The organism is Ancylobacter sp. (assembly GCF_965229075.1).
Classification (GTDB): domain Bacteria; phylum Pseudomonadota; class Alphaproteobacteria; order Rhizobiales; family Xanthobacteraceae; genus Ancylobacter.
Window position 1 is genome coordinate 2,058,149 of the sequence record NZ_CBDDIO010000002.1, and the last position, 21,888, is coordinate 2,080,036.

19 protein-coding genes and 1 other RNA gene are annotated in these 21,888 nt (G+C 67.8%); 15 read left to right on the forward strand and 5 right to left on the reverse strand.

The window, feature by feature from the left end; genetic code table 11:
- From dapB to ACO07Z_RS15675, 4 genes are all read right to left on the reverse strand, one after another.
- Nucleotides 1-810, reverse strand: a complete 810-nt coding sequence (gene dapB / locus ACO07Z_RS15660) for a 4-hydroxy-tetrahydrodipicolinate reductase (protein WP_421699552.1) — start codon at nt 808-810, stop codon at nt 1-3.
- An 81-nt stretch (nt 811-891) separates the two neighbouring features.
- An RNA gene (rnpB, locus tag ACO07Z_RS15665) (RNase P RNA component class A) lies at nt 892-1,270 on the reverse strand.
- Nucleotides 1,271-1,378: 108 nt separating this feature from the next.
- Nucleotides 1,379-1,897 (reverse strand): transglycosylase SLT domain-containing protein, encoded by a 519-nt coding sequence (locus ACO07Z_RS15670; RefSeq protein WP_421699553.1) that lies wholly within the window; start codon nt 1,895-1,897, stop codon nt 1,379-1,381.
- Nucleotides 1,898-2,137: 240 nt separating this feature from the next.
- Nucleotides 2,138-2,944: an N-acetylmuramoyl-L-alanine amidase gene (locus ACO07Z_RS15675; protein WP_421699554.1), complete on the reverse strand. Its 807-nt coding sequence runs from the start codon at nt 2,942-2,944 to the stop codon at nt 2,138-2,140.
- Between the two features lie 319 nt (nt 2,945-3,263).
- Between ACO07Z_RS15675 and ACO07Z_RS15680 the strand changes: the two genes are divergently transcribed.
- The 7 genes from ACO07Z_RS15680 (at nt 3,264) to mraY (ending at nt 11,319) form a co-directional block, all read left to right on the forward strand.
- The gene (locus tag ACO07Z_RS15680; protein ID WP_421699555.1) at nt 3,264-3,716 is read left to right on the forward strand and encodes a division/cell wall cluster transcriptional repressor MraZ; all 453 of its coding nucleotides are present in this window, start codon (nt 3,264-3,266) and stop codon (nt 3,714-3,716) included.
- The gene (gene rsmH / locus ACO07Z_RS15685) at nt 3,713-4,750 is read left to right on the forward strand and encodes a 16S rRNA (cytosine(1402)-N(4))-methyltransferase RsmH (protein WP_421699556.1); all 1,038 of its coding nucleotides are present in this window, start codon (nt 3,713-3,715) and stop codon (nt 4,748-4,750) included. Before ACO07Z_RS15680 ends, rsmH begins: the two co-directional genes overlap by 4 nt.
- Nucleotides 4,751-4,759: 9 nt before the next feature.
- Nucleotides 4,760-5,353, forward strand: a complete 594-nt coding sequence (ftsL, locus tag ACO07Z_RS15690) for a cell division protein FtsL (RefSeq protein ID WP_421699557.1) — start codon at nt 4,760-4,762, stop codon at nt 5,351-5,353.
- Nucleotides 5,354-5,458: 105 nt separating this feature from the next.
- A complete protein-coding gene (locus ACO07Z_RS15695; protein WP_421700830.1) occupies nt 5,459-7,153 on the forward strand; it encodes a peptidoglycan D,D-transpeptidase FtsI family protein in 1,695 nt (564 codons plus the stop codon).
- Between the two features lie 38 nt (nt 7,154-7,191).
- The gene (locus ACO07Z_RS15700) at nt 7,192-8,679 is read left to right on the forward strand and encodes a UDP-N-acetylmuramoyl-L-alanyl-D-glutamate--2,6-diaminopimelate ligase (protein ID WP_421699558.1); all 1,488 of its coding nucleotides are present in this window, start codon (nt 7,192-7,194) and stop codon (nt 8,677-8,679) included.
- A 4-nt stretch (nt 8,680-8,683) separates the two neighbouring features.
- Complete coding sequence (locus tag ACO07Z_RS15705) at nt 8,684-10,138, forward strand: UDP-N-acetylmuramoylalanyl-D-glutamyl-2,6-diaminopimelate--D-alanyl-D-alanine ligase (RefSeq protein WP_421699559.1); 1,455 nt, start codon at nt 8,684-8,686, stop codon at nt 10,136-10,138.
- A 95-nt stretch (nt 10,139-10,233) separates the two neighbouring features.
- Nucleotides 10,234-11,319, forward strand: coding sequence for a phospho-N-acetylmuramoyl-pentapeptide-transferase (mraY, locus tag ACO07Z_RS15710; protein ID WP_421699560.1), 1,086 nt, complete (start codon nt 10,234-10,236; stop codon nt 11,317-11,319).
- Nucleotides 11,320-11,335: 16 nt separating this feature from the next.
- On the opposite strand, the gene ACO07Z_RS15715 is transcribed toward mraY, so the two are convergent.
- The gene (locus ACO07Z_RS15715) at nt 11,336-12,235 is read right to left on the reverse strand and encodes an MBL fold metallo-hydrolase (RefSeq protein WP_421699561.1); all 900 of its coding nucleotides are present in this window, start codon (nt 12,233-12,235) and stop codon (nt 11,336-11,338) included.
- A 132-nt stretch (nt 12,236-12,367) separates the two neighbouring features.
- Here ACO07Z_RS15715 and murD point away from each other — a divergent pair, with 132 nt between their 5' ends.
- The 8 genes from murD (at nt 12,368) to ftsA (ending at nt 21,827) form a co-directional block, all read left to right on the forward strand.
- Nucleotides 12,368-13,753: a UDP-N-acetylmuramoyl-L-alanine--D-glutamate ligase gene (gene murD / locus ACO07Z_RS15720; RefSeq protein WP_421699562.1), complete on the forward strand. Its 1,386-nt coding sequence runs from the start codon at nt 12,368-12,370 to the stop codon at nt 13,751-13,753.
- A gap of 75 nt (nt 13,754-13,828) precedes the next feature.
- Nucleotides 13,829-15,001, forward strand: coding sequence for a putative lipid II flippase FtsW (gene ftsW / locus ACO07Z_RS15725; RefSeq protein ID WP_421699563.1), 1,173 nt, complete (start codon nt 13,829-13,831; stop codon nt 14,999-15,001).
- Nucleotides 15,002-15,009: 8 nt separating this feature from the next.
- Nucleotides 15,010-16,122, forward strand: coding sequence for an undecaprenyldiphospho-muramoylpentapeptide beta-N-acetylglucosaminyltransferase (murG, locus tag ACO07Z_RS15730; RefSeq protein ID WP_421699564.1), 1,113 nt, complete (start codon nt 15,010-15,012; stop codon nt 16,120-16,122).
- A gap of 123 nt (nt 16,123-16,245) precedes the next feature.
- Nucleotides 16,246-17,655, forward strand: coding sequence for a UDP-N-acetylmuramate--L-alanine ligase (gene murC / locus ACO07Z_RS15735; protein WP_421699565.1), 1,410 nt, complete (start codon nt 16,246-16,248; stop codon nt 17,653-17,655).
- Nucleotides 17,652-18,572 carry a UDP-N-acetylmuramate dehydrogenase gene (murB, locus tag ACO07Z_RS15740; protein WP_421699566.1) on the forward strand — a complete coding sequence of 307 codons (921 nt, stop codon included), beginning with the start codon at nt 17,652-17,654 and terminating at the stop codon, nt 18,570-18,572. Before murC ends, murB begins: the two co-directional genes overlap by 4 nt.
- A 35-nt stretch (nt 18,573-18,607) precedes the next feature.
- Complete coding sequence (locus tag ACO07Z_RS15745) at nt 18,608-19,528, forward strand: D-alanine--D-alanine ligase (protein ID WP_421699567.1); 921 nt, start codon at nt 18,608-18,610, stop codon at nt 19,526-19,528.
- A 95-nt stretch (nt 19,529-19,623) separates the two neighbouring features.
- Complete coding sequence (locus ACO07Z_RS15750) at nt 19,624-20,508, forward strand: cell division protein FtsQ/DivIB (protein WP_421699568.1); 885 nt, start codon at nt 19,624-19,626, stop codon at nt 20,506-20,508.
- Nucleotides 20,505-21,827, forward strand: a complete 1,323-nt coding sequence (gene ftsA / locus ACO07Z_RS15755; protein WP_421699569.1) for a cell division protein FtsA — start codon at nt 20,505-20,507, stop codon at nt 21,825-21,827. The genes ACO07Z_RS15750 and ftsA overlap by 4 nt, the downstream gene beginning before the upstream one ends.
- Nucleotides 21,828-21,888 lie beyond the last annotated feature (61 nt).

Here is a 21,888-nt window from a genome sequence, read left to right on the forward strand (position 1 = left end):
TCAGTCGAGCAGCGTGTCGAGGCCGCGCTTCACCCCCACCCAGCCCTGAACCTTGCGGGCGGCGAGCAGCGTGCCGGCAACATAGGGCGCGGCGGAAGAGCCGGCATCGTGGCGGATGGTGAGCCGCTCGTCCGGCGCGCCGAAGATCGCTTCCACCCCCAGCACGAAGGAGGGCAGGCGCAGCGCGTGCACCCGCACCTCGCGTGGACCTTCGCCGAAGGCGCCGCCGCGCGTTTCCGGCACGCCGACCACCTCGGCGACGGGGCGCGAGGTCGCCGGCTGACGCACGCCCGCCAGCGCTTCGGCGAGTTCGCGGCCGGTGCCGGAAGGGGCATCCGGCTTGCCGGCCGAGGCGTAGTCGATGAGCTCGACATCGGCGACGTACTTTGCCGCCTCCAGCGTGAAGCGCTTGAGCAGCGTCGCGGTGATGGAAAAATTGCCGGCCGCCAGCAGCCCTTTCCGCTGCGCCTTCGCCACGTCGTCAAGTTCGGCGTAGTCGGCGGCACCGAGCCCCGAGGTTCCGATGACGACGCAGAGACCGGCCTCCAAAGCGGCGCGGGCATTGGCCTTCACCACGCCGGGCTTAGTGTAGTCGATCAGCACATCGGCGGGCACGGCGAGGGCTTCCGCGACGCTGGCGAAGACCGGAACGCCGGTCGTGGCCCCACCGAGCGCGGTGCCGAGGTCGGCGCCAGCATGGGAGCGGGCGACGCCGGCGACGAGTTCGAGATCGGGCGCGGCGGCGATGGCGGGCGTGAGCGCGCGACCGACCCAGCCGGTGGCGCCGGCGAGAATGATGCGGATCGCCATGGGGTGAGCTCCTTCACGGTTGGCGGCAACCAAGCCGTAGCAAGCCGTGAGCCCGGCGCCAATGGCACGGGGGGAAGAGTGGGTGCCAGCCGGCCTATAAGCCGGGTTTTGTATGGCGGGATTTCTCCCACGTGACGGCCATTCCTCTGGGACGCCAATTGCTTGGCGCCTCGAGCAGTCAACCCGGGCGGCTGTCCGAAGACGGGACCTGAAGCAGAGCTTCGTGCCACCCCTATACGACTTTGCTCCCGGTGGGGTTTGCCGTGCCGCCTCCGTTGCCGGACGCGCGGTGCGCTCTTACCGCACCGTTTCACCCTTACCCCGGGCGAACCCGTGGCGGTCTGATTTCTGTGGCACTTTCCCTAGGGTCGCCCCCGCCGGACGTTATCCGGCACCGTGTCTCCGTGGAGCCCGGACTTTCCTCGGCATCTTGCGATGACGCGGCCGTCCGGCCGGCTGGCGGTCTGCACATGCGGGAGTGCGACGCCGCCGTCAAGTGCGCGGGGGAGGAAGAGGCAATGGGCGCCGCCCCGCCCACAGGGCAAATCCTGCACGCGGGGCATCGGCGTCAGTTTGAGGCCATGATGGTGCGTGCCTTGGAGCAGTAGCTGCGCGCGGTCGCCGACATACGCTTGGCGCCGTGCCCGCCCTGATAGCGCATCACGGTGCCGCAGGTGTCGCCGCTGGCGAGACGATAGGCGCCGGCGAGGTAGCGCATGCCCCAGCGGATGTTGGTCGCGGGCTCGTAGAGTTTCGCGCGGGAGCCCTTGTAGCCCATGCCGCGCGCGGTCTGGTGCTTGATCTGCATGAGACCGACCTCACCGGCGCGCCCGGTGGTCTGGACCTTCCAGTTGCTCTCGATGCGCACCACGGCGCGGGCGAGGGCGACGGGGATGCCGTTGGCGCGCGCCTCGCGGTCGACGAGTTCGGTCAGATTATCTCTGGAGGATGAGAGTTTTATCTCGGAAGATGCGTGGGGCGGCGGCACCGGGCGCTCGAAAATCGATTTCGCATCCACGATGTTCGGTAGGAGTGGAATGAAGAGGGAGGAGACGATCAGAGCAGAGAAGAGGCGGGAAACGTTCATCAGACGGTTAAAGCCTTTCGATCCGGTTTTGGAAGCCGGGGAAAAGCCAAGACAATCAGGTACGAATGTGACCTATGCCGCACAAGATCGGTCGCATTGCCGACAAGCGACGGCCGCAACCCCCCGGCAGTACCGCGCAATGTGGTGCCATCGCAGCGCGCACGAACAATGATTGCGGGATAATCGCGCCAGGCGCAGCATCCTGTCTCCGCCTGCTCATATTTGAGGCGGGGTGCTATTTCAGGCGGTCTCGGCGCTTGACGTTGCGCCGGCCACATCCGCCGGGCGTGCCGCGCAGAGCGCGTAGAGCGTCGCCAGCGTCGAGACATCGGCGATGCCATCGACACGGGCACGGCGGAAATGGCGCTGGAAGGCCCGGACGACCGCCTCGGTCTGCGCGCAATAAGTGCCACTCACCGGCACGCCATAGCCGTACAGGGCGAGCATGGCCTGGAGCGCTTCTATGGGTTGGCCGTGCTCGCCGCGCATGAAGAAGCGTCCGTCGCTGGGCGGGAGTTCCTCGACGAGATGCCCGACCCCGAAACGGTGCAGAATTTCCCAAGGAAACTTCTCCCCGGGGTCGCCTTTGCGCGTCGGGGCGACATCGGAATGGGCGAGCACCCGGTCGGGCGGGATGGGCTGGCGCGACAGGATGTCCTTGGCCAGCGCCGTCACGGCCTCGATCTGGACGGCGGGGAACGGCGGGTAGCCGAAATCATGACCAGGATTGGCGATTTCGATGCCGATCGAATGCGAGTTGATGTCGGTGGCCCCTGCCCAGAAGGCGGCACCGGCGTGCCAGGCGCGGCGCGCTTCCGGCACCAGCTGGAGAATGCGGCCATTCTCCAGAACCACGTAATGCGCCGAGACTTGCCGCTCCGGCGCGCGCAGCCAGGCGACGGCCTCGGCGCTCGATTCCATGCCCGTATAGTGCAGCAGCAACATGTCCGGGCGGGCGACCCCTAGGCGCGGGCCGTGGTTGGGCGAGGGCAGGACCTCGGCGACCAGCGGCGAGTCGGGCGGGAAGGGGCTGTGGGTGTCGCTCATCCCGCAGCAGCTAATGCCGGACGGGGGGTGATTCAACAGATTCTTAAGGTTCATGGGGCGTTAATGCCGGGATGCCGACTGCGGCGGAATCACCTGTGTGGAAGCCCCACAGACGGTGGTCTGCCACGGTCATTCCATTGACGACCATCATATCCCATGGTATCCCAAATCATCCCGTTGCAGTACCGCGTAACCAAGGCCGACGGCGCCGTTTCGGCGCCGGTCGTTCGGCATTTGGTGCGCGGCGAGCACATTACGGCGGGGCGTGTTTGCGTAGGGGCGTGCCGGGCCGATGGAACGTTTCGTATCGACCTACCCGATGCGGCTCGATTCCAAGGGCCGGATGTCGATCCCGGCGCCGTACCGCGCACTTCTTGCGCGGGACGGGCTGGAGCATCTGTACTGCCATCCGGCGCTCGACCTTCCCGCCCTGCAGGCGGGCGGCGCGCGGCTGATGGCGGGGATCGACGCCCTGATCGCGCGCTATCCGCCCTATTCGGAAGCGCGGGAGGAACTGGCGGGCGCGCTCTACGGGGCGATCGAGATGGTCAAGCTCGATCCGGAGGGCCGCGTGATGCTCGGCGAGGGGCTGAAGGCCCATGCGCACATCAAGGACGAGGCCGTTCTGGTCGGTCTCGGCGATCATTTTCGGATCTGGGAGCCCGATCGCTTCCGGGCGCATCTGGCGGAGGCCACTGCCAGAGTACGCGCGCTGAAGCAGGAGATCGGCTCTCAGGGGGCGACGCGGGATTCCCGCGCCGATGGGGCATGATGACGGGTCGCGGCGGTTCGGAGACGGACGCTGCCGGCGGACCGGCCCGTCATCTGCCTGTCCTGCTGAACGAAGTTCTGCATTATCTCGCCCCGCAGCCGGGCGGCATCTATGTCGACGGCACCTTCGGCGCTGGCGGCTATACGCGCGCCATTCTGGGTGCGGCGGAGTGCCGCGTAATCGCCATTGACCGCGATCCCAACGCGATCCGCGACGGGCAGGCGCTGGTCGCAGAATTTGGCGGACGCCTCACGCTGGTGCCGGAGCGCTTCAGCGCGCTCGACGCGGTGCTTGACGCGCAGGGCGAGCCGCTGGTCGATGGCGTCGTGCTGGATATCGGCGTCTCGTCCATGCAGATCGACGAGGGCGAGCGCGGCTTTTCCTTCCGCCGCGACGGGCCGCTCGACATGCGTATGTCGCAGGATGGGCCGTCCGCCGCTGATCTGGTGGCGAAGCTCTCCGAGACCGAACTCGCCAATCTCATCTATCGCTTCGGCGAGGAGCGTCGCTCGCGGGCGGTGGCGCGCGCCATCGTGGAAGCGCGGGTGCAGACGCCGATCGAACGCACGCTACAGCTTGCCGACATCATCTCCAAGGTGGTGTGGGCGAAGCCGCACGAGCCGCATCCGGCCACCCGCACCTTTCAGGCGCTACGCATCGCGGTGAATGACGAGCTGGGCGAACTCGCCCGCGCGCTGGAGGCCGCCGAGCGTGTCCTCAAGCCCGGCGGGCGGCTGGTGGTGGTGACCTTCCACTCGCTGGAAGACCGCATCGTCAAGAATTTCCTCGCCAACCGCGCCAAGGTCGCCGCCGGTTCGCGCCATCTGCCGGCGGTGGCGGGTGCGGCGCCGAGCTTCACGCTCGTGGCGCGCGGCGCGGTCGAGCCGGGTGACGAGGAGCGGGCAGCCAATCCGCGGGCCCGCTCGTCCAAGCTGCGGGCCGCCGCCCGCACCGCGGCACAGGCGCATGCCGGGGGTGACCTCGGCTCGCTGCTGCCGCCTCTGCCCGCCCTTGATGCTCCCCGCCGTCGCTGAGGTCGAGACATGTTCCGCATACTCAACGCCGTCTCGGTCATCGCGCTGCTCGCCGCGGCGGGCATCGTCTACCATGTCAAATATTCCTCGGCCTTCGAGGCGCAGGAAATCGCCAAGCTGCGCACCGAGATCCGGTCCGAGCGCGACCGCATCGCCATTCTTCATGCCGAATGGGCCCGCCGCACCGCGCCCGACCGCGTTCAGGCCCTGGCGGAAAAGCACCTCGACATGCAGCCGCTCGATGTCGACCATATGGACCGTCTCGCCAGCCTTCCTGCCAAGCCGGATGCAGGCGGTGACGGGCTGAGCGGCATGATCGAGGCGCTGGTGGACGGTCCCTCTCTCAATCCGCCGACGCCGGAAGCGGCTGCGCCCAAGCCGTCCAAGCCGGCGCGCACCGCTCCGGTGGCCAAGCTGCCCGACGATGCGCCGCTGCCCGAACAGCCCTTCTCCGCCGAACCGTTGCCCCTCTCGGCGATGCCGCCGGCGGGAACGATGGGGACCGTGCGTCGCAGCCCCGCCGGCGCGCAGGGCGTCGTCGGCGCGCCGCTCAACCCGGTGACGGCGGCGCCGCTGCTTCCCCCCGGCGATATCGGCCAGTAAGCGCGAGGTGGCACCATGAGCATTGTTTCCAACCTCTCTGCCCCCGCGATCGGCCGGCGCCTGCTTCGTCTGCCGCACGCCTTGCTGCGTGGGCTGCTCGCCATTATGCGGGCCGCCTTCGGACGCGGCCGGCCGGAAGCTCATGCCGTCGCGCGCGCGCGCATCGTGCTGTGCATGATCGTGTTCGGTGGCGTCTACCTCGCCATTGGCGGCCGGCTGGCCATGCTGGCGTCGGCGCCCGAAGGCGCGGTGGCCCGGCGCATCGTTGCCACCGATGCGGTCGCCTCGGCGCGGCCGGACATTGTCGACCGCAACGGGCTGGTGCTGGCCACGGATGTGAAGTCGGCCTCGCTCTATGGCGAACCCCGCCGGCTGATCGATGTCGACGAGGCGGTCGAGGCGCTGACCGCCGTTCTGCCCGACCTCGACGCCAACGAACTGCGCCAGCGGCTTTCCACCGATCGCGGCTTCATCTGGCTCAAGCGCGACATCACCCCGCAGCAGCAGCGGGAAATCCATAATCTTGGCCTCCCCGGCATCGGCTTCATGACCGAGAACCGGCGCATCTATCCGGGCGGCACGCTGGGCGCCCATGTGCTCGGTTCGACCAACATCGACAATCAGGGCATTGCCGGCATCGAGAAATGGGTCGACACGCGCGGACTCTCCGATCTTCACCTTGCGGGCTTTGCGACCGACCGTCAGCAGGAGCCGGTGGAACTGGCGCTTGATCTGCGCGTGCAGCACGTGCTGCGCGACGAGCTTTTCGCCGCCAAGGAGAAGTTCAAGGCCATCGCCGCCGCGGGAACGGTCGTGGACGTGCGCACCGGCGAGATCGTCGCCATGGCCTCGCTGCCGGATTTCGACGCCAATGACCCGGCGCGCTCGCTCGATCCGAAAAATCTCAACCGTCTGACCACCGGCGTGTTCGAGATGGGTTCGACCTTCAAGGCGCTGACCTTCGCCATGGCGCTGGACAGCGGCCGCTTCAATATCAATTCGACGCTGGACGCGCGCGGGGCGCTGAGCTTCGGGCGTTTCAAGATCAGCGACTATCACGCGGAAAACCGCGTTCTGACGCTCCCTGAAGTGTTCCTGTTCTCGTCCAATATCGGCACCGCGAAGATGGCGCTATCGCTCGGCGTGGACGCGCACAAGGCGTTCCTCGCCAAGGCCGGGCAGCTCGACCGGCTGCGCACGGAACTGCCGGAAAGCGCCATGCCGATCGTCCCCAAGCGCTGGGGCGAGGTGAACACGGCGACCATCGCCTTCGGCCATGGCCTCGCCGTCGCGCCGCTGCAGGCGGTGATGGCCGTGAACGCGCTGGTGAATGGCGGCTATCTCATTCCCCCGACCTTCCTCAAGCGCACGCGGGAAGAGGCGATTGCGCTCGGCACGCCGATCATCAAGCCGGAGACCAGCGCCAAGATGCGCTACCTGCTGCGGCTCAACGCGGAGAAGGGCTCGGCCAAGAAGGTCAACGTTCCCGGCTTCTATGCCGGCGGCAAGACCGGCACGGCGGAAAAGGTGATCAATGGCCGCTATTCAAAGACGCGGCTGCTCACGACCTTCACGGGTGTGTTTCCAATGGACAATCCGCAGTACCTCGTGCTGGTGATGCTGGACGAGCCGCAGCCGGTCGAGGGCACCTATGGCTTCGCCACCTCCGGCTGGAACGCGGCGCCGACCACGGGCAAGATCATCTCGCGCATCGCTCCGATGCTCGGAATCATGCCGCGTACCGATGTGCCGCCGGCCGAGAGCCTGCTCGCCAACACGACGCTGGCGCGGGCGCAGTGATGTAAAAGGCGCCCGCAGTGGCGCGCAGGACGACGCCAATGCGTGACCAGATACAACCCACCGTCGACTGCGCCCGCCGCCTCACCCTTCGGGGGCTGATCGGCGAGGACGCCGATTACGAGGCCGCCTCTCCGGAACTCGCTGTGGCCGAGCCGGCTCTCGACAGCCGTTCGGTTCGGGCGGGAGATGTTTTCTTCGCGCTTGCCGGTGTGAAGAGCGACGGACTTTCCTTCGTGCGCGAGGCCATCGACCGCGGGGCGGTCGCCCTTGTCGCGGAGGGGGCAAGGCCGACATGGCTTGATCCTGCCATTTCCTATGTGCGCGTCGGCAATGCCCGGCACTCCATGGGTCTGGCGGCTGCCCGCGCCTTTCCCCGCCAACCTGAGACCATCGCCGCCGTCACCGGCACCTCGGGAAAGACCTCGGTGGCCTCCTTCACCCGGCAGATCTGGCAGGGGCTCGGCTTCTCCGCTGCCAGCCTCGGCACGCTCGGTGTGGTGGCGCCTTCAGGAGCCGTCAAGGGCGCCCTCACCACGCCCGACCCCATCACGCTGCATCGCACCTTGCACCACCTCGCCCAAGAGGGCGTCACACATCTGTGCCTGGAAGCTTCCTCCCACGGGCTCGACCAGCACCGGCTCGACGGGGTGCGGCTCAAGGCCGGCGGCTTCACCAACCTCTCGCGCGATCATCTCGACTATCACCCTGACATGCAGGCCTATCTCGACGCCAAGATGCGGCTGTTCCGCGATCTCGTGCCCCGCGGCGGCGGGGCGGCTGTGTGGGTAGACAGTACCGAAGGCAGTCACGTTGCGCAGGTCGCCGCCGAGCACGAGCTCAACCTGCTCGGCATCGGCACGACGGGAGCCGGCATCGCGCTGCTCGAACGTGTGGATGAGGGGCTGGGCCAACGGCTTGAGATCGAAATCGACGGTGCGCGCCACACGGTGAAACTGCCGCTCGTCGGCGCGTTCCAGGCCTGCAATGCGCTCGTCGCTGCCGGCCTTGCCTTGCTCACCGGCGCGGCTGCCCGCGAAGTGCTGCCGCTGCTGGAGACGCTGGAAGGCGTGCCGGGGCGGCTCGAACTGGTCGGGACGAAGGAGGGGGCGGGCGTGTTTGTGGATTATGCCCATAAGCCAGACGCCCTCGCCAACGCGCTCGACGCGTTGCGTCCCTATGCGAGCGGGCGGCTGATCGTCGTCTTCGGCTGCGGCGGTGATCGTGACCGGGGCAAGCGCCCGATCATGGGCGCGATCGCCACCGCCAAGGCCGATGTCGTGATCGTCACCGACGACAATCCGCGCAGCGAAGATCCCGCCACGATCCGGGCGGCGATTCTCGCCAATGCGCCGGGTGCGCGCGAGATCGGTGATCGTGCGGAAGCCATCAAAGCCGCGCTGGACGAGGCGGCAGCGGGAGATGTGGTGCTGATTGCCGGCAAGGGTCACGAAACCGGCCAGATTATCGGCGACCGGACGTTGCCATTCTCCGACCGCGACGTTGCGGTCGGGCTTCTCGGGAGATGAGCGCATGAGCGCCGGTTCGGCTGCCGTATCGCCGCTGTGGACGCCGGAGGCGCTCGCGCAGGCTACCGGAGGAGTGCTCGCCGGTGCGCCGGCCGCGGCCATTGGCGGCGTCTCCATCGATACCCGCACTCTGCAGCGAGGCGATGTGTTCTTCGCGCTTCGCGGCGACAACAGTGACGGCCATGCCTATGTCGCCATGGCGCATGAGCGCGGCGCGGCACTGAGCGTGGTCGAGCGCGGGCGCGCCGGCGATATGCCGGACGGCGCGTCGCTGCTTCTGGTGGACGATGTGCTCCGTGCGCTGGAAGCGGCGGGGCGTGCCGCCCGGGGCCGCACCCGCGCCCGCATCGTCGGTGTCACCGGTTCGGTCGGCAAGACCACGACCAAGGAAGCACTGGCCCTGGCACTGGGGGCGGACGGCTCGACCCATGCCTCGGCGGCGTCCTACAACAATCACTGGGGTGTGCCGCTTTCCCTCGCCCGTATGCCGCAGGACAGCGTCTACGGCGTGTTCGAACTCGGCATGAACCATGCCGGTGAGATTGCGACGCTTGTGGACATGGTGCGTCCGCATGTGGCGATCATCACCACCGTCGAGCCGGTCCATATCGCCCAGTTCGACAGCGTGGAAGGCATCGCCGATGCCAAGGCGGAAATCTTCACCGGCGTAACGCCCGGTGGCGCGGCCGTGCTTAACCGGGACAATCGGCATTACGAGCGGCTGGTCGCCGCCGCGCGGGCGGCGGGCGTCGACACGATCATCGGTTTCGGCGAGGCGGAAGGCGCGCAGGCCCGGCTCACCAGCGTCAATCTCCAGCCGCACATGTCGACCGCCATGGCCGACATCATGGGCGAGAGCGTCAGCTTCAAGGTCGGGCTGCCCGGTCGCCATATCGTGCAGAACGCGCTCGCCGTTCTCGCTGCGGCGAAGCTCGCGGGCGCCGATCTGTGCCTTGCCGCGCTGGCGCTGTCGGCGCTCGGCCCGCCCCCGGGGCGCGGCGTGCGCACCCCACTCGCGGTCAAGGGCGGGCGCGCGACGGTCATCGACGAAAGCTACAACGCCAACCCCGCCTCGATGCGCGCGGCGCTGGCCGTGCTCGGCACCACCCCCCCGACAGGGCGCGGTCGGCGCATCGCCGTGCTCGGCGACATGCTGGAACTCGGGCCGCAGGGCGAGGTGATGCACCGTGAACTCGCCGTGGCCGCTGCTGCCGCCGATCTGGTCTTCTGCGCCGGCCCGCTGATGCGGGCACTGTGGGAGGCGCTTCCCGAAAGCCGCCGCGGCGGCTGGGCGCCGGACGCGGCGGCGCTTCTGCCTCTGGTGGCCGAGCGGCTGCGCGGCGGCGACGTGATCATGGTCAAGGGCTCCAATGGCAGTCGCATGGGGCCGCTGGTGCGTGCGCTCATCGAACGTTTTCCCGCCGACCGCCTTGCGGAAACGGCGGAATCATCGGAATGAGCCGCGCTGTTCCTTTCTTCCCGATTCCGGGCCTGAACACTTGCCTGGCGCGGCGCGCCGGCTTGCCGCCCTGCCCACCCCAAGGTTGATCTTCCATGCTGCAATGGCTCGCCGAACTCCAGGGAAGCGTCCCGGCGGTTAACGTCTTCCGCTACATCACTTTCCGCACCGGCGGGGCAATCATCACCGCGCTGCTGTTCGTCTTCATGTTCGGCCCGGCGATCATCGCCCTTCTGCGGCTGAAGCAGGGCAAGGGCCAGCCCATCCGCACCGACGGGCCGCAGTCGCATCTGCTGACCAAGAAGGGCACGCCCACCATGGGCGGGCTGATGATCTTTTCGGGGCTCATGGTGGCGACGCTGCTCTGGGGTAACTTGTCCAACCCCTATGTCTGGGTGGTGCTGTTCGTCACCACAGGCTTCGGCCTGATCGGCTTCTATGACGACTATCTCAAGGTGACGAAGCAGACGCATAACGGCCTGTCCGGCAAGTCGCGCCTCGCCATCGAGGCGTTGATCGCCGGCACGGCGGCGGTCGTCATCATGCATGTGGGCCGCGAGCCGCTGTCCTCTTCGCTGGCCTTCCCCTTCTTCAAGGACCTGCTGCTCGATCTTGGCTGGTTCTTCGTCGTCCTCGGCGCCTTCGTCATCGTCGGCGCCGGCAATGCGGTGAACCTGACCGACGGGCTCGACGGCCTCGCGATCGTGCCCGTCATGGTAGCCGCAGGCAGCTTCGGGATGATCTCCTATCTCTCCGGCAATGTGCTGTTCGCGGATTACCTGCAGATCCACTATGTCGCCGGGGTGGGCGAACTGGCGGTGATCTGCGGCGCCATCATTGGCGCCGGCATCGGCTTTCTCTGGTTCAACGCGCCGCCGGCGCAGATCTTCATGGGCGATACCGGTTCGCTGGCGCTGGGAGGGCTGCTCGGCACCATCGCGGTCGCCACCAAGCACGAAATCGTGCTGGCGGTGATCGGTGGGCTGTTCGTGCTGGAAGCGGTCTCGGTGATCGTCCAGGTCGCCTCCTTCAAGCTCACCGGCAAGCGCGTGTTCAAGATGGCGCCGATCCACCACCATTTCGAGCAGAAAGGCTGGACCGAGCCGCAGATCGTCATCCGCTTCTGGATCATCGCGGTGGTGCTGGCGTTGATCGGCCTGTCGACGCTGAAGCTTCGGTGAGCGCCCGCGTCTGCGTTCATCCCGGCAGCGCTAGGACCTTCTTCACATTGGCGGCGTGTACCGCCTCATAGGGGGCGAAATAGGCCAGCGTCCCGGTGGCGAGGTCGCCGGCGATGAAGGTTGAAAGATCCTGGTCCGCCAATGCCATGTCGATGCGCGTGTGCAGCAGCTTGCTGACATAGCGCAGCGTGGCATCGATCAGTTCCGGGCCGTAGCCGCCGGCAGCGATCACATCGAGGGCGCCGTGATTGGGCAGGATGCGGGCATAGCCCCACTGCCGGATGCGCTTCAGTTCCTCGATATGCACCGGCAGCCGCTCGGCCTCGGCGACATAGGTGATCGGCTCTTCCAGCGTGTCGCCGGCCAGCATCAGGCCGAGCTGCGGCAGCAGCAGGATCAGCCCGTCATGACTGTGGATCTCCGCCGGTTCCAGCTTCACGGTGAGGCGGCCGACGGAAAGCTCGGTCGGGCCGGTGATGATCTTGTTCGGCATGACCAGCGGGAAGATCGGCGGGTCGCCGTTCTCCAGCGCCACGCGGTTGGCGGCGAGCGCACGTTCGGTGCGGTCGAGGGCGATGATCTCGTCTGTGGCAAAGACGGCGTTGCCGGCCACATGGTCGTCGTGCCAGTGGCTCAGCACGACCCGGAAGGAGGTGACGCCCGCTTCTTCCAGCGTCCGGCGCATCATCTGCGCGTGGGGAATCGAGATGTGGGTGTCGTAGAGCAGCGCCTCATTGCCATCCACCACCGCATAGACGCAGACGCCGAGGGCATAGGCGCCATCGTCGAGCCAGTTCGGTGCCGCCGAATGTGCCCGCGCGCCGTCGATCCGGCCGTCATAGAAGGCGTAGATGTTGGGATGCGGCCGCAGCACGCGCATCGTCGAGCCGAGGGGAAGCAGAGCGGGGGCGGGCATGGCAGGCTCTCAGGCTGGGGGGAGGTCGCCGCTGTCGTCGGCAGGCCGATCATTTCATCGCCCGGTGAAATGCGCTAGCGAGAGGAGCCCGCCCTGTCCTTTTTGCGGGTGACGCTCCCGAGGTTGTTCCCGATGATACCCGTATCTTCCTTCAAGGACTGCGCTGTCGCCCTGTTCGGGCTCGGCGGGTCGGGTCTCGCCACCGCCCGGGCGCTTCTCGCCGGGGGCGTGAAGGTCACCGCCTGGGATGATTCGCCTGCCTCGGTCGAGAAAGCTGCGGCGGAGGGAGTGCCGACCGGCGACCTGGCTACGGCCGACTGGTCGGGTTTCGCCGCGCTGGTTCTGGCGCCGGGGGTGCCGCTCACCCATCCCGAACCGCACTGGACGGTGAAGAAGGCGCGAGCCGCCGGCGTGGAGGTCATCGGCGATATTGAGCTGTTCTGCCGCGAGCGGCGGGCGGCGGGGCGCCCCGCTTTCGCGGCGATCACCGGCACCAATGGCAAATCGACCACTACGGCACTGCTCGCCCATCTGCTCAAGGTCGGCGGCCGCGACGTGCAGATCGGCGGCAATTTCGGGCCTGCCATTCTGGGACTGGAGCCGCCGAAGGGGCGCCGCGCCTATGTGATCGAATGCTCCTCCTACCAGATCGATCTCGCCCCGAGCCTCGATCCGGCGGTGGGAATTCTGCTCAATCTCTCTCCCGATCATCTGGACCGGCATGGGACGATGGAGCATTACGCCGGGGTGAAGGAGCGCCTGATCGCTGGCGTCGAAGCCGGAGGTACGGCCGTCATCGGTGTTGATGACGACTGGTCGCGCGCCATCGCCGATCGCGCGGAAGCGGCGGGCAAGAATGTCGTGCGGGTCTCGGTGCGGGAGGCGCTGCAGGACGGCGTTTCCCTTGAGGGCACCGATCTCGTCGTCAGGGAGAAGGGCGCGCGCATGTTTACCCTTCCGCTTGCCGGCATCGGCTCGCTGCGCGGCGCGCATAACGCACAGAACGCCGCCGCCGCCTTTGCCGCCGCCCGTGCCCTTGGCCTCGCTCCGGAGGTGATCGCCACCGGCATGAAAAGCTTCCCCGGCCTCGCCCATCGCATGGAGCAGGTGCGCACCCTAGGTTCGACGTTGTTCGTCAACGATTCCAAGGCCACCAATGCCGATGCAGCCGAGCGGGCGCTGACCTCGTTCGAGGACATCTTCTGGATTGCCGGCGGCAAGCCCAAGGAAGGTGGCATCGAGCCGCTGCGGCCGTTCTTTCCGCGGGTGCGCAAGGCCTATCTGATCGGCGTCGCCGCCGAGGCCTTCGCCGCGACGCTGGGCGAGACGGTACCGTTCCAGATGTGCGGGACGTTGGACGTGGCGGTCGCCCGCGCGGCGGCGGACGCCGCAGCATCGGGTCTGGCGCATCCGGTGGTTCTGCTGTCGCCCGCCTGCGCCAGCTTCGACCAGTACCGCAACTTCGAGGTGCGGGGCGACGCGTTCCGTGACCTCGTCAATGCCCTTCCGGCGGCCTGAGGCACTGCCGGCATTAAGTCGGCGTCAACCTTAACCGTCCCATACTCCGGCAAAGCGTTTCCCGGAGTGGCGTATATGATATCGCGTGCCGAAAGGACGGTGGTCGGCGAGTGGTGGTGGACCATAGACCGGCTGCTGCTCGGCGCTCTCGCCGCCTTGATGATCATCGGCATCGTGCTGGCGCTGGCGGCGAGCCCGCCGGTGGCGGCGCGCATCGGCATTCCCGACCCGTTCCATTTCGTGAACCGGCAGGTGATGTTCCTGGTGCCGGCGCTGATCATTCTGCTCGCCACCTCGTTCCTGTCGCCGCGCAACATCAGGCGCATTGCGCTGGTGCTGTTCCTCCTGTTCCTCGGCCTCGTCTGCGCCACGCTGGTGATCGGGCCGGAAGTGAAGGGTGCCCGGCGCTGGCTCAACATCGCCAGCGTGACGGTGCAGCCGTCCGAGTTCCTCAAGCCGAGCTTCGTCATCATCGCCGCCTGGCTGTTCTCGGAGAGCGTGCGCCGGCCGGAAATGCCGGGCCAATTCCTCGCCATCGGCCTTCTCGGCATGGTGGTGACGCCCTTGGTGATGCAGCCGGATTTCGGCCAGACCATGCTGGTCTCGCTGGTGTGGGGCAGCCTGTTCTTCCTCGCGGGTCTTCGGATCATCTGGGTGGTTGGCCTCGGCGGCATTGGCGCCACCGGCCTGTTCATCGCTTACAAGACGGTGCCGCATGTCACCCAGCGTATCGACCGCTTCATGAATCCGGATTCCGGCGACACCTATCAGATCGACTTGTCGATCAACTCCTTCCTCAATGGCGGCTGGCTAGGGCAGGGGCCGGGCGAGGGCAGCTTCAAGAAAGTGCTGCCCGACGGGCACACTGACTTTATCTTCGCCGTCGCCGGTGAGGAGTTCGGTGCGGTTCTGTGCCTGATGATCGCCAGCCTGTTCGCCTTCATCGTGCTGCGTGCGCTGTCGCGGGCGCTGAATGACGAGGACCCCTTCGTGCGCTTCGCCACGGCGGGCCTCGCCATGCTGTTCGGGCTGCAGTCCTGCATCAACATGATGGTCAACCTGCACATGATGCCGGCCAAGGGCATGACGCTGCCTTTCGTGTCCTATGGCGGCTCGTCGCTGCTGTCGCTCGCCTATGGCATGGGCATGCTGCTCGCCCTGACGCGCCGGCGCCCGCGAACCGCGACGCTGGCCGAGCTGGAGCGGCTCGGCACCCGCCTCGGCTCGCCGATGCCGCGTCCGGCGTGAGGCGCACCATGGCACCCGCCTCGCGTCCGCTTGTCATGCTTGCCGCCGGCGGCACCGGCGGTCATCTGTTCCCCGCCGAAGCGCTGGCTGGCGTTCTGGCCGCCCGTGGCATCAACGTCGATCTCGTCACCGATTCGCGCGCCGCTCGCTATGCCGGCCATTTTCCGGCGCGGCGCCTGCATGTGCTGCCGGCCGAGACGGTGCGCGGGCGCTCGCCTGTCGCGCTGGCGCGCACCGCGCTCACGCTTGGGCTCGGCTTCGCGAAGGGCTTCCGGCTGATGCGGGCGATGCGGCCGGCGATCGTCGTCGGGTTCGGCGGCTATCCCACCCTGCCACCCATACTCGCCGCCCATTATGCCGGCTTCCCAACCCTGATTCATGAAGCCAATGCGGTGATGGGACGGGCCAACACGCTTCTCGCGTCCCGCGTCACCGCCATCGCCTCCGGCTATCCCGCCATCTGCGCCGGCAAGCCTGCCCTCGCGGCCAAGGCACACCACACCGGCAACCCCGTCCGTCCTGCGGTGATCGCCGCCGCTGACGTGCCCTTCGCCCCCCTCGCGACGGACGGACCGGTCCATCTTCTGGTGACCGGCGGCAGCCAGGGCGCGCGGGTGATGAGCGAGGTGGTGCCGGCGGGTGTGGAAGCGCTCGATCCGGCGCTGCGCGCCCGGCTTCGTCTCGTGCAGCAGGCCCGGCCGGAGGACCTTGAGGCGGTGCGCGCCACCTATTCGCGGCTCGGCGTGAGCGCGGAAGTGGCGCCCTTCTTCCCGGATCTGCCGGCGCGGATTGCTCAGGCGCACCTCGTCATCTCCCGCTCCGGTGCGATGACCGTGGCGGAACTGGGTGTGATCGGCCGCCCTTCCATTCTTGTGCCATTGCCCGGCGCGCTCGATCAGGATCAGTTGGCTAACGCCACCGCGCTTGCCAATGGCGGCGGTGCGGTGGTGATGCCGCAGAGCCATTTCACGCCGGAGAGCTTCGCCGCCGCCATCGCCCGTCTCGCCGGCGAACCAGGGCGGCTGGAGGCGATGGCCAGCGCCGCCCGTGCCATGGGCCGGGCCGACGCCGCTGAGCGCCTCGCCACGCTCGTGATCGCGGTCGGCAAGATCCATGTCTAGGATCGCGCCCGCCCGTCCTCTCCCTCACCCGACCAAAGGCCCGGTGACGGGCGCAATGCGCTCGTCTATTTCTGCGCGCCGGCAAAGGACGCCTGCCGCGCGCGCGGGCGGAAGGAATATCCCATGAAGCTCCCGCTCTCCCTCGGCCCCATCCATTTCGTCGGCATTGGCGGCATCGGCATGAGCGGCATTGCCGAGGTGCTGCACAATCTCGGCTACACCGTGCAGGGCTCGGATGTCGCCGAGAGCGCCAATGTGAAGCGCCTTGCCGAGAAGGGCATCAAGGTGCTGATCGGCCATGCGGCCGCAAACATCGACGGCGCCGAGGTGCTGGTGGTCTCCACCGCCATCCGCCGCGACAATCCTGAGCTCGTCGCCGCCCGCGCCAAGCGCCTGCCGGTGGTACGCCGGGCGGAGATGCTGGCCGAGCTGATGCGGCTGAAGAGCTGCGTCGCCATCGCCGGCACCCACGGCAAGACCACCACGACTTCGCTGGTCGCCACCCTGCTCGACGCCGGCGGCTTCGACCCGACCGTGATCAATGGCGGCATCATCAACGCCTATGGCACCAATGCCCGCCTCGGCGACGGCGAATGGATGGTGGTGGAGGCAGATGAGAGCGACGGCACCTTCCTCAAGCTGCCGGTCGAGGTGGCCATCGTCACCAATATCGACCCGGAGCATCTTGACCACTTCAAGACCTTCGAGGCGGTGCAGGCGGCGTTCCGCAGCTTCATCGACAATCTGCCCTTCTACGGCTTCGCTGTGATGTGCACGGATCATCCCGTGGTGCAGGACCTCGTCGGCCATGTCGAGGATCGCCGCGTCATTACCTATGGCGAGAACCCGCAGGCGGATGTTCGTCTGGTCGAACTCGACCTGCGCGGCGGCATGTGCCGCTTCGGCGTGCTGTTCCGTGACCGCACCGGCGCCGTGGTGCACGAACTGCGCGATCTCGTGCTGCCGATGCCCGGCAAGCACAATGCGCTGAACGCTACCGCCGCCATCGCCGTTGCGCATGAACTCGGCGCCAGTGACGAGCAGATTCGCAGCGCGCTGGCTGGCTTCGGTGGCGTGAAGCGGCGCTTCACCCGCACCGGCGAGGTGGGCGGTGTCACCATTTTCGACGATTACGGCCACCACCCCGTGGAAATCGCCGCCGTGCTGCGCGCGGCCCGTGCCTCGACCGAGGGGCAGGTGATCGCCATCGTCCAGCCGCACCGCTACACAAGGCTGCAATCGCTGTTCGACCAGTTCGCCACCTGCTTCAACGACGCCGATCATGTGATCGTCGCCGATGTCTATGCGGCCGGCGAGGCGCCGATCCCCGGCATCGACCGCGATCATCTGGTGGAAGCGCTGCGCGCGCGCGGCCATCGCTCGGTGACGGGGCTGAGCGGGCCAGAGGCGCTCGCGGGGCTGGTGAACGGGCTGATGAAGCCGGGTGACTACGTCGTCTGTCTCGGCGCCGGCAACATCACCCAATGGGCCTATGCGCTGCCGGAGCAACTGGCGGCCGGGGCCGCACGATGAGCTTCCCCGACCTCATGCCAGAGCTTTCCGCCGCGATGCCGGAGCTGCGCGGCCGGCTGATCGCGAATCAGAGCTTGGCCGAACTCACCTGGTTCCGAGTCGGCGGGCCGGCACAGACGCTGTTCACCCCGGCCGATGAGGACGATCTCGCCTATTTCCTCAGCCATCTGCCGGCCGAAATCCCGGTCACCGTCATCGGCCTCGGCTCCAACCTCATCGTGCGTGATGGTGGGGTGCCGGGAGTGGTGGTGCGGCTGGGGCGCGGCTTCAGCGAGATCACGGTTGAAGAAGGCTACCGGCTCCGTGCCGGAACGGCGGTGCCGGACGTGAAGCTCGCCCGCGCGGCGGCGGAAGCGGGGATCGACGGGCTCGCCTTCTATCGCGGTATTCCCGGCGGGCTCGGCGGGGCGCTGAGGATGAATGCCGGCGCGCATGGCGGCGAGACGAAGGACACGCTCATCGAGGCGCGCGGCGTCGATCGCGCGGGGCGGGTGCGCGTGTTTACCAATGCCGATTTCGGCTTCAGTTACCGGCATTCCCAGGCGCCGGCAGATGTGATCTTCACCGCCGCGCTGTTTCAGGGACGGCCGGGAGAGACGGCGGCCATCCTCGCCGAGATGGACCGAATCACCAGCGCACGCGAAGCCTCGCAGCCGATTCGCGAGAAGACCGGTGGCTCGACCTTCAAGAATCCGCCCGGCCAGAAGGCGTGGCAGCTCATCGACGCCGCCGGTTGCCGGGGGCTGACCCGGGGCGGGGCGCAGATGTCGACCATGCACTGCAATTTCTTGATCAACACCGGCGGCGCGACGGCCGCCGATATCGAGGGGCTCGGCGAAGAAGTGCGCCGGCGTGTGAAGGACCACTCCGGCGTCGAGCTGGAGTGGGAGATCAAGCGCATCGGTCTTCCCGTCTGAGCGATGCGGCCCGTCGGGCCGTCGAGGAGAGTATCATGGGCAAGCATGTCGCCGTCCTGATGGGCGGCTGGTCGCCGGAGCGGCAGGTGTCGCTGTGGTCCGGCGAAGCCTGCGCGAAGGCCGCGGAAAGCGTTGGCTACCGCGTGACCCGCGTCGATGTCGGGCGCGACATTGCGCAGGTGCTGACGGCGCTCAAACCCGATGTGGCGCTGAATGTGCTGCATGGGCGCCCCGGCGAGGACGGCACCATCCAGGGCATTCTCGAAATCCTGCGTATTCCCTACACCCATTCCGGGGTGCTCGCCTCGGCGCTGGCGATGGACAAGCGGCAGGCGAAGATCGTGCTTGCCGCGCACGACATTCCTGTGCCCGAGGGCCGTATGGTGACGCGGGCGGAAGCGGCGCGGGCGCATGTGCTGCCGCGCCCCTATGTGCTCAAGCCGAACACAGGCGGCTCCTCCGTCGGCGTGTTCATCGTGCGGGAGGATCAGGAGCATCCGCCACAGGAGCTTCACCGCCCGGATTGGGGATTCGGCGAGGACCTCGTGGCCGAGCGCTATATCCCCGGCCTGGAGCTCACCTGCGCCGTCATGGGCGACCAGGCGCTCGGCGTTATCGAAATCCAGTCCGACCTAAAGTTCTATGATTACGAGGCAAAATACGCTCCGGGCGGTTCACGCCACATTCTGCCGGCCCGAATTTTACCGAATATTTACCAAAAGGCGCAGATGTTAGCGGTCAGGGCGCATCGCGCTCTCGGCTGTCGGGGCATCAGCAGGACGGACTTCCGCTACGACGACCAGACCGGAGACGAATCCGGCCTTGTCTGTCTGGAGGTCAATACGCAGCCCGGAATGACCGAGACGTCGCTTGTGCCCGAATTGGCAGCCCATGCGGGCCATTCGTTCGGTGAGCTTGTACGATGGATGGTGGAGGACGCTTCGCTCGATCGCTGACCCCGCGGCAGACGCCGGCGGGCAAGCGGACCAGCGCGGCCACCGGCGAATCGACCCGAGGCGTGCGTCCGCGCATGCCGGTGCGCCGGGCCCCCGTGTCCGAGCGCACCCGTCTTCTCGACCGCACCATCATCGGTGGCCGGCGCCTGCTGGTCGGCCTGTGCACCTCACGTGCCGCCTTCACCGGCGCCGGGGTGTGGCTTACGGCCGCGCTGTTCGCCGCCACCGGCCTTTACGGCATGGAGCGGGGCGGCCATATGCCGGCGGCGATCGAAACCGCCCGCGACTTTGGCGATGTCGCCGCCAATTTTGCCGGGTTCCGCATCGCCAACATCAATCTCTCCGGTCAGAACCACGTCACGCCCGGCGATATCCTCGCCACGGCGGGCGTGAAGCCCACCTCCTCGCTGCTGTTCCTCGACGCCGAGGGCGCGCGCATGCGGCTGGAGGAACTTGCCTGGATCAAGCGCGCCACGGTGCAGAAGCTCTATCCCGACCGCCTCGACATCCAGATCGTCGAGCGCGAGGGCTTCGCGCTCTGGCAGAAGGACGGCAAGATTAACGTCATCGCCCGTGACGGCACGGTCATCGCCCCCTATTCCGACGACCCGCGCTACATCCGCCTGCCGATCGTGGTCGGCGACGGGGCCGAGACACATGTGGTCGAGATCGTCGAGGCTCTGAGCCTCGTTCCCGGCGTGCGCGACCAGGTGCGCGCGGCCATCCGCGTCGCCGATCGGCGCTGGACGCTGAAGCTGCGCAACGGCGTCGATGTGCGCCTGCCGGAAGAGGGGCTGAACGACGCGCTCGAACAGCTCGCGCTGCTCGACCAGCAGAAGTCGCTGCTCTCGCGCGACATCACCATTGTCGATCTGCGGCTGCCCGACCGGGTGTCGGTGCGGCTCTCCGACACTGCCTATGCCGCGCGCGAAGCGGAATTGAAGGCCAAGGCCAAGGCGAAGAAGGCGGGCAGCACATGAGAACCCGCGCACCGTTCGAGATCGCCCCGAAGATGCGGCCACTGGCCCCGCGCCGCACCGGCGTGGTCGGTGTACTGGAAGTCGGCACCTCCAAGATCGTGTGCATGATCGCCCGGCTGAAGCCGCGCGACGCCACGTCCAGCCTGCGCCGCCGCACCCATTCCGTCGACGTGCTCGGCATCGGCCACACCAGCGCCCATGGCATCAAGGGCGGCACTGTCATCGATATGGAGCGGGCCGAGCACGCGATCCGTCGTGCGGTGGACGCGGCCGAGCGCACCGCCGGGGCGCAGATCGCTTCCGTGATTGTCTCGATGGCCGGTGGGCGCCTCGCTTCCGAGCACTTCACCGCCGAGGTCGACCTGCCCGAGCCGGCGGTCGCCGAGGGCGATATCCGCCGCGTGCTCGACGCCGCCTCCACCTTCGCCGTCGGCGAGGGGCGCACCATCCTGCACGCCTTGCCCGTCGGCTACGCGCTGGACGGTGTCGCCGGGATTGGCGAGCCGCGCGGGATGCTGGGGCGCCGGCTCGGCGTCGACCTGCACGTCATCACCGCCGAGGCGGCCGCCGTGCGCAACCTGCTGCTGTGCATCGAGCGCTGCCATCTCGGCGTCGAGGCGATGGTCGCCGCCCCCTATGCGGCGGCGCTGTCGACCCTCGCCGATGACGAGGCGGAACTCGGCGTCACTCTCATCGACTTCGGCGCCGGCACCACGACGGTGGCGGTGGTCGAGAACGGCCATTGCGTGCATGTCGACGGCATCGCCATCGGCGGCCAGCACGTGACCAATGACGTGGCGCGCGGCCTGTCTACCCGCCTCGCCGATGCCGAACGGCTGAAGAGCCTGCATGGCGGCGTGCTGGCCATGGGTGCCGACGAGCGCGAAATGCTGACCGTGCCGAGCATCACCGACGATCACGACCTGCCGCGGGCGATTCCCAAGGCGCGGCTGATGCGCATCGTGCGTCCGCGCGTCGAGGAGATCGTGGAACTCGTGCGCGACCGCCTGCACGCCTCCGGCCATGCGGCGGGAGCGGGTCGGCGCATCGTTCTCACCGGCGGTGCCGCTCAACTCACTGGCCTTGCAGAGCTAGTCGGGAACATACTGGGACCACAGGTGCGAATCGGTCGTCCGCTCGGTATCTCCAAGCTGCCGGAGGCGACGCGCGGCGCGCCCTTCGCCGTGGCTACCGGGCTTCTGGTCTATCCGCAGGTCGCGGGACTCGAGCATTTCGAGGCTCGCCGCCGCCGCCTCTCGCAGGGCGACGGCTCCGGCTACTTCTCGCGCGTCGGTCACTGGCTGAGGGAGGCCTTCTGACGTGCACCATTTAATCCGCGCCGGCGGAACCGGCACCACAGGGATCATGACGGGCCGCGTG

Excerpts from the sequence above, each read along its gene's own strand:
- dapB (WP_421699552.1), bottom strand. The coding sequence starts at position 810 with ATGGCGATCCGCATCATTCTCGCCGGCGCCACCGGCTGGGTCGGTCGC.
- ACO07Z_RS15670 (WP_421699553.1), bottom strand. The coding sequence starts at position 1,897 with ATGAACGTTTCCCGCCTCTTCTCTGCTCTGATCGTCTCCTCCCTCTTC.
- ACO07Z_RS15675 (WP_421699554.1), bottom strand. The coding sequence starts at position 2,944 with ATGAGCGACACCCACAGCCCCTTCCCGCCCGACTCGCCGCTGGTCGCC.
- ACO07Z_RS15680 (WP_421699555.1), top strand. The coding sequence starts at position 3,264 with ATGCGGCTCGATTCCAAGGGCCGGATGTCGATCCCGGCGCCGTACCGC.
- rsmH (WP_421699556.1), top strand. The coding sequence starts at position 3,713 with ATGATGACGGGTCGCGGCGGTTCGGAGACGGACGCTGCCGGCGGACCG.
- ftsL (WP_421699557.1), top strand. The coding sequence starts at position 4,760 with ATGTTCCGCATACTCAACGCCGTCTCGGTCATCGCGCTGCTCGCCGCG.
- ACO07Z_RS15695 (WP_421700830.1), top strand. The coding sequence starts at position 5,459 with ATGCGGGCCGCCTTCGGACGCGGCCGGCCGGAAGCTCATGCCGTCGCG.
- ACO07Z_RS15700 (WP_421699558.1), top strand. The coding sequence starts at position 7,192 with ATGCGTGACCAGATACAACCCACCGTCGACTGCGCCCGCCGCCTCACC.
- ACO07Z_RS15705 (WP_421699559.1), top strand. The coding sequence starts at position 8,684 with ATGAGCGCCGGTTCGGCTGCCGTATCGCCGCTGTGGACGCCGGAGGCG.
- mraY (WP_421699560.1), top strand. The coding sequence starts at position 10,234 with ATGCTGCAATGGCTCGCCGAACTCCAGGGAAGCGTCCCGGCGGTTAAC.
- ACO07Z_RS15715 (WP_421699561.1), bottom strand. The coding sequence starts at position 12,235 with ATGCCCGCCCCCGCTCTGCTTCCCCTCGGCTCGACGATGCGCGTGCTG.
- murD (WP_421699562.1), top strand. The coding sequence starts at position 12,368 with ATGATACCCGTATCTTCCTTCAAGGACTGCGCTGTCGCCCTGTTCGGG.
- ftsW (WP_421699563.1), top strand. The coding sequence starts at position 13,829 with ATGATATCGCGTGCCGAAAGGACGGTGGTCGGCGAGTGGTGGTGGACC.
- murG (WP_421699564.1), top strand. The coding sequence starts at position 15,010 with ATGGCACCCGCCTCGCGTCCGCTTGTCATGCTTGCCGCCGGCGGCACC.
- murC (WP_421699565.1), top strand. The coding sequence starts at position 16,246 with ATGAAGCTCCCGCTCTCCCTCGGCCCCATCCATTTCGTCGGCATTGGC.
- murB (WP_421699566.1), top strand. The coding sequence starts at position 17,652 with ATGAGCTTCCCCGACCTCATGCCAGAGCTTTCCGCCGCGATGCCGGAG.
- ACO07Z_RS15745 (WP_421699567.1), top strand. The coding sequence starts at position 18,608 with ATGGGCAAGCATGTCGCCGTCCTGATGGGCGGCTGGTCGCCGGAGCGG.
- ftsA (WP_421699569.1), top strand. The coding sequence starts at position 20,505 with ATGAGAACCCGCGCACCGTTCGAGATCGCCCCGAAGATGCGGCCACTG.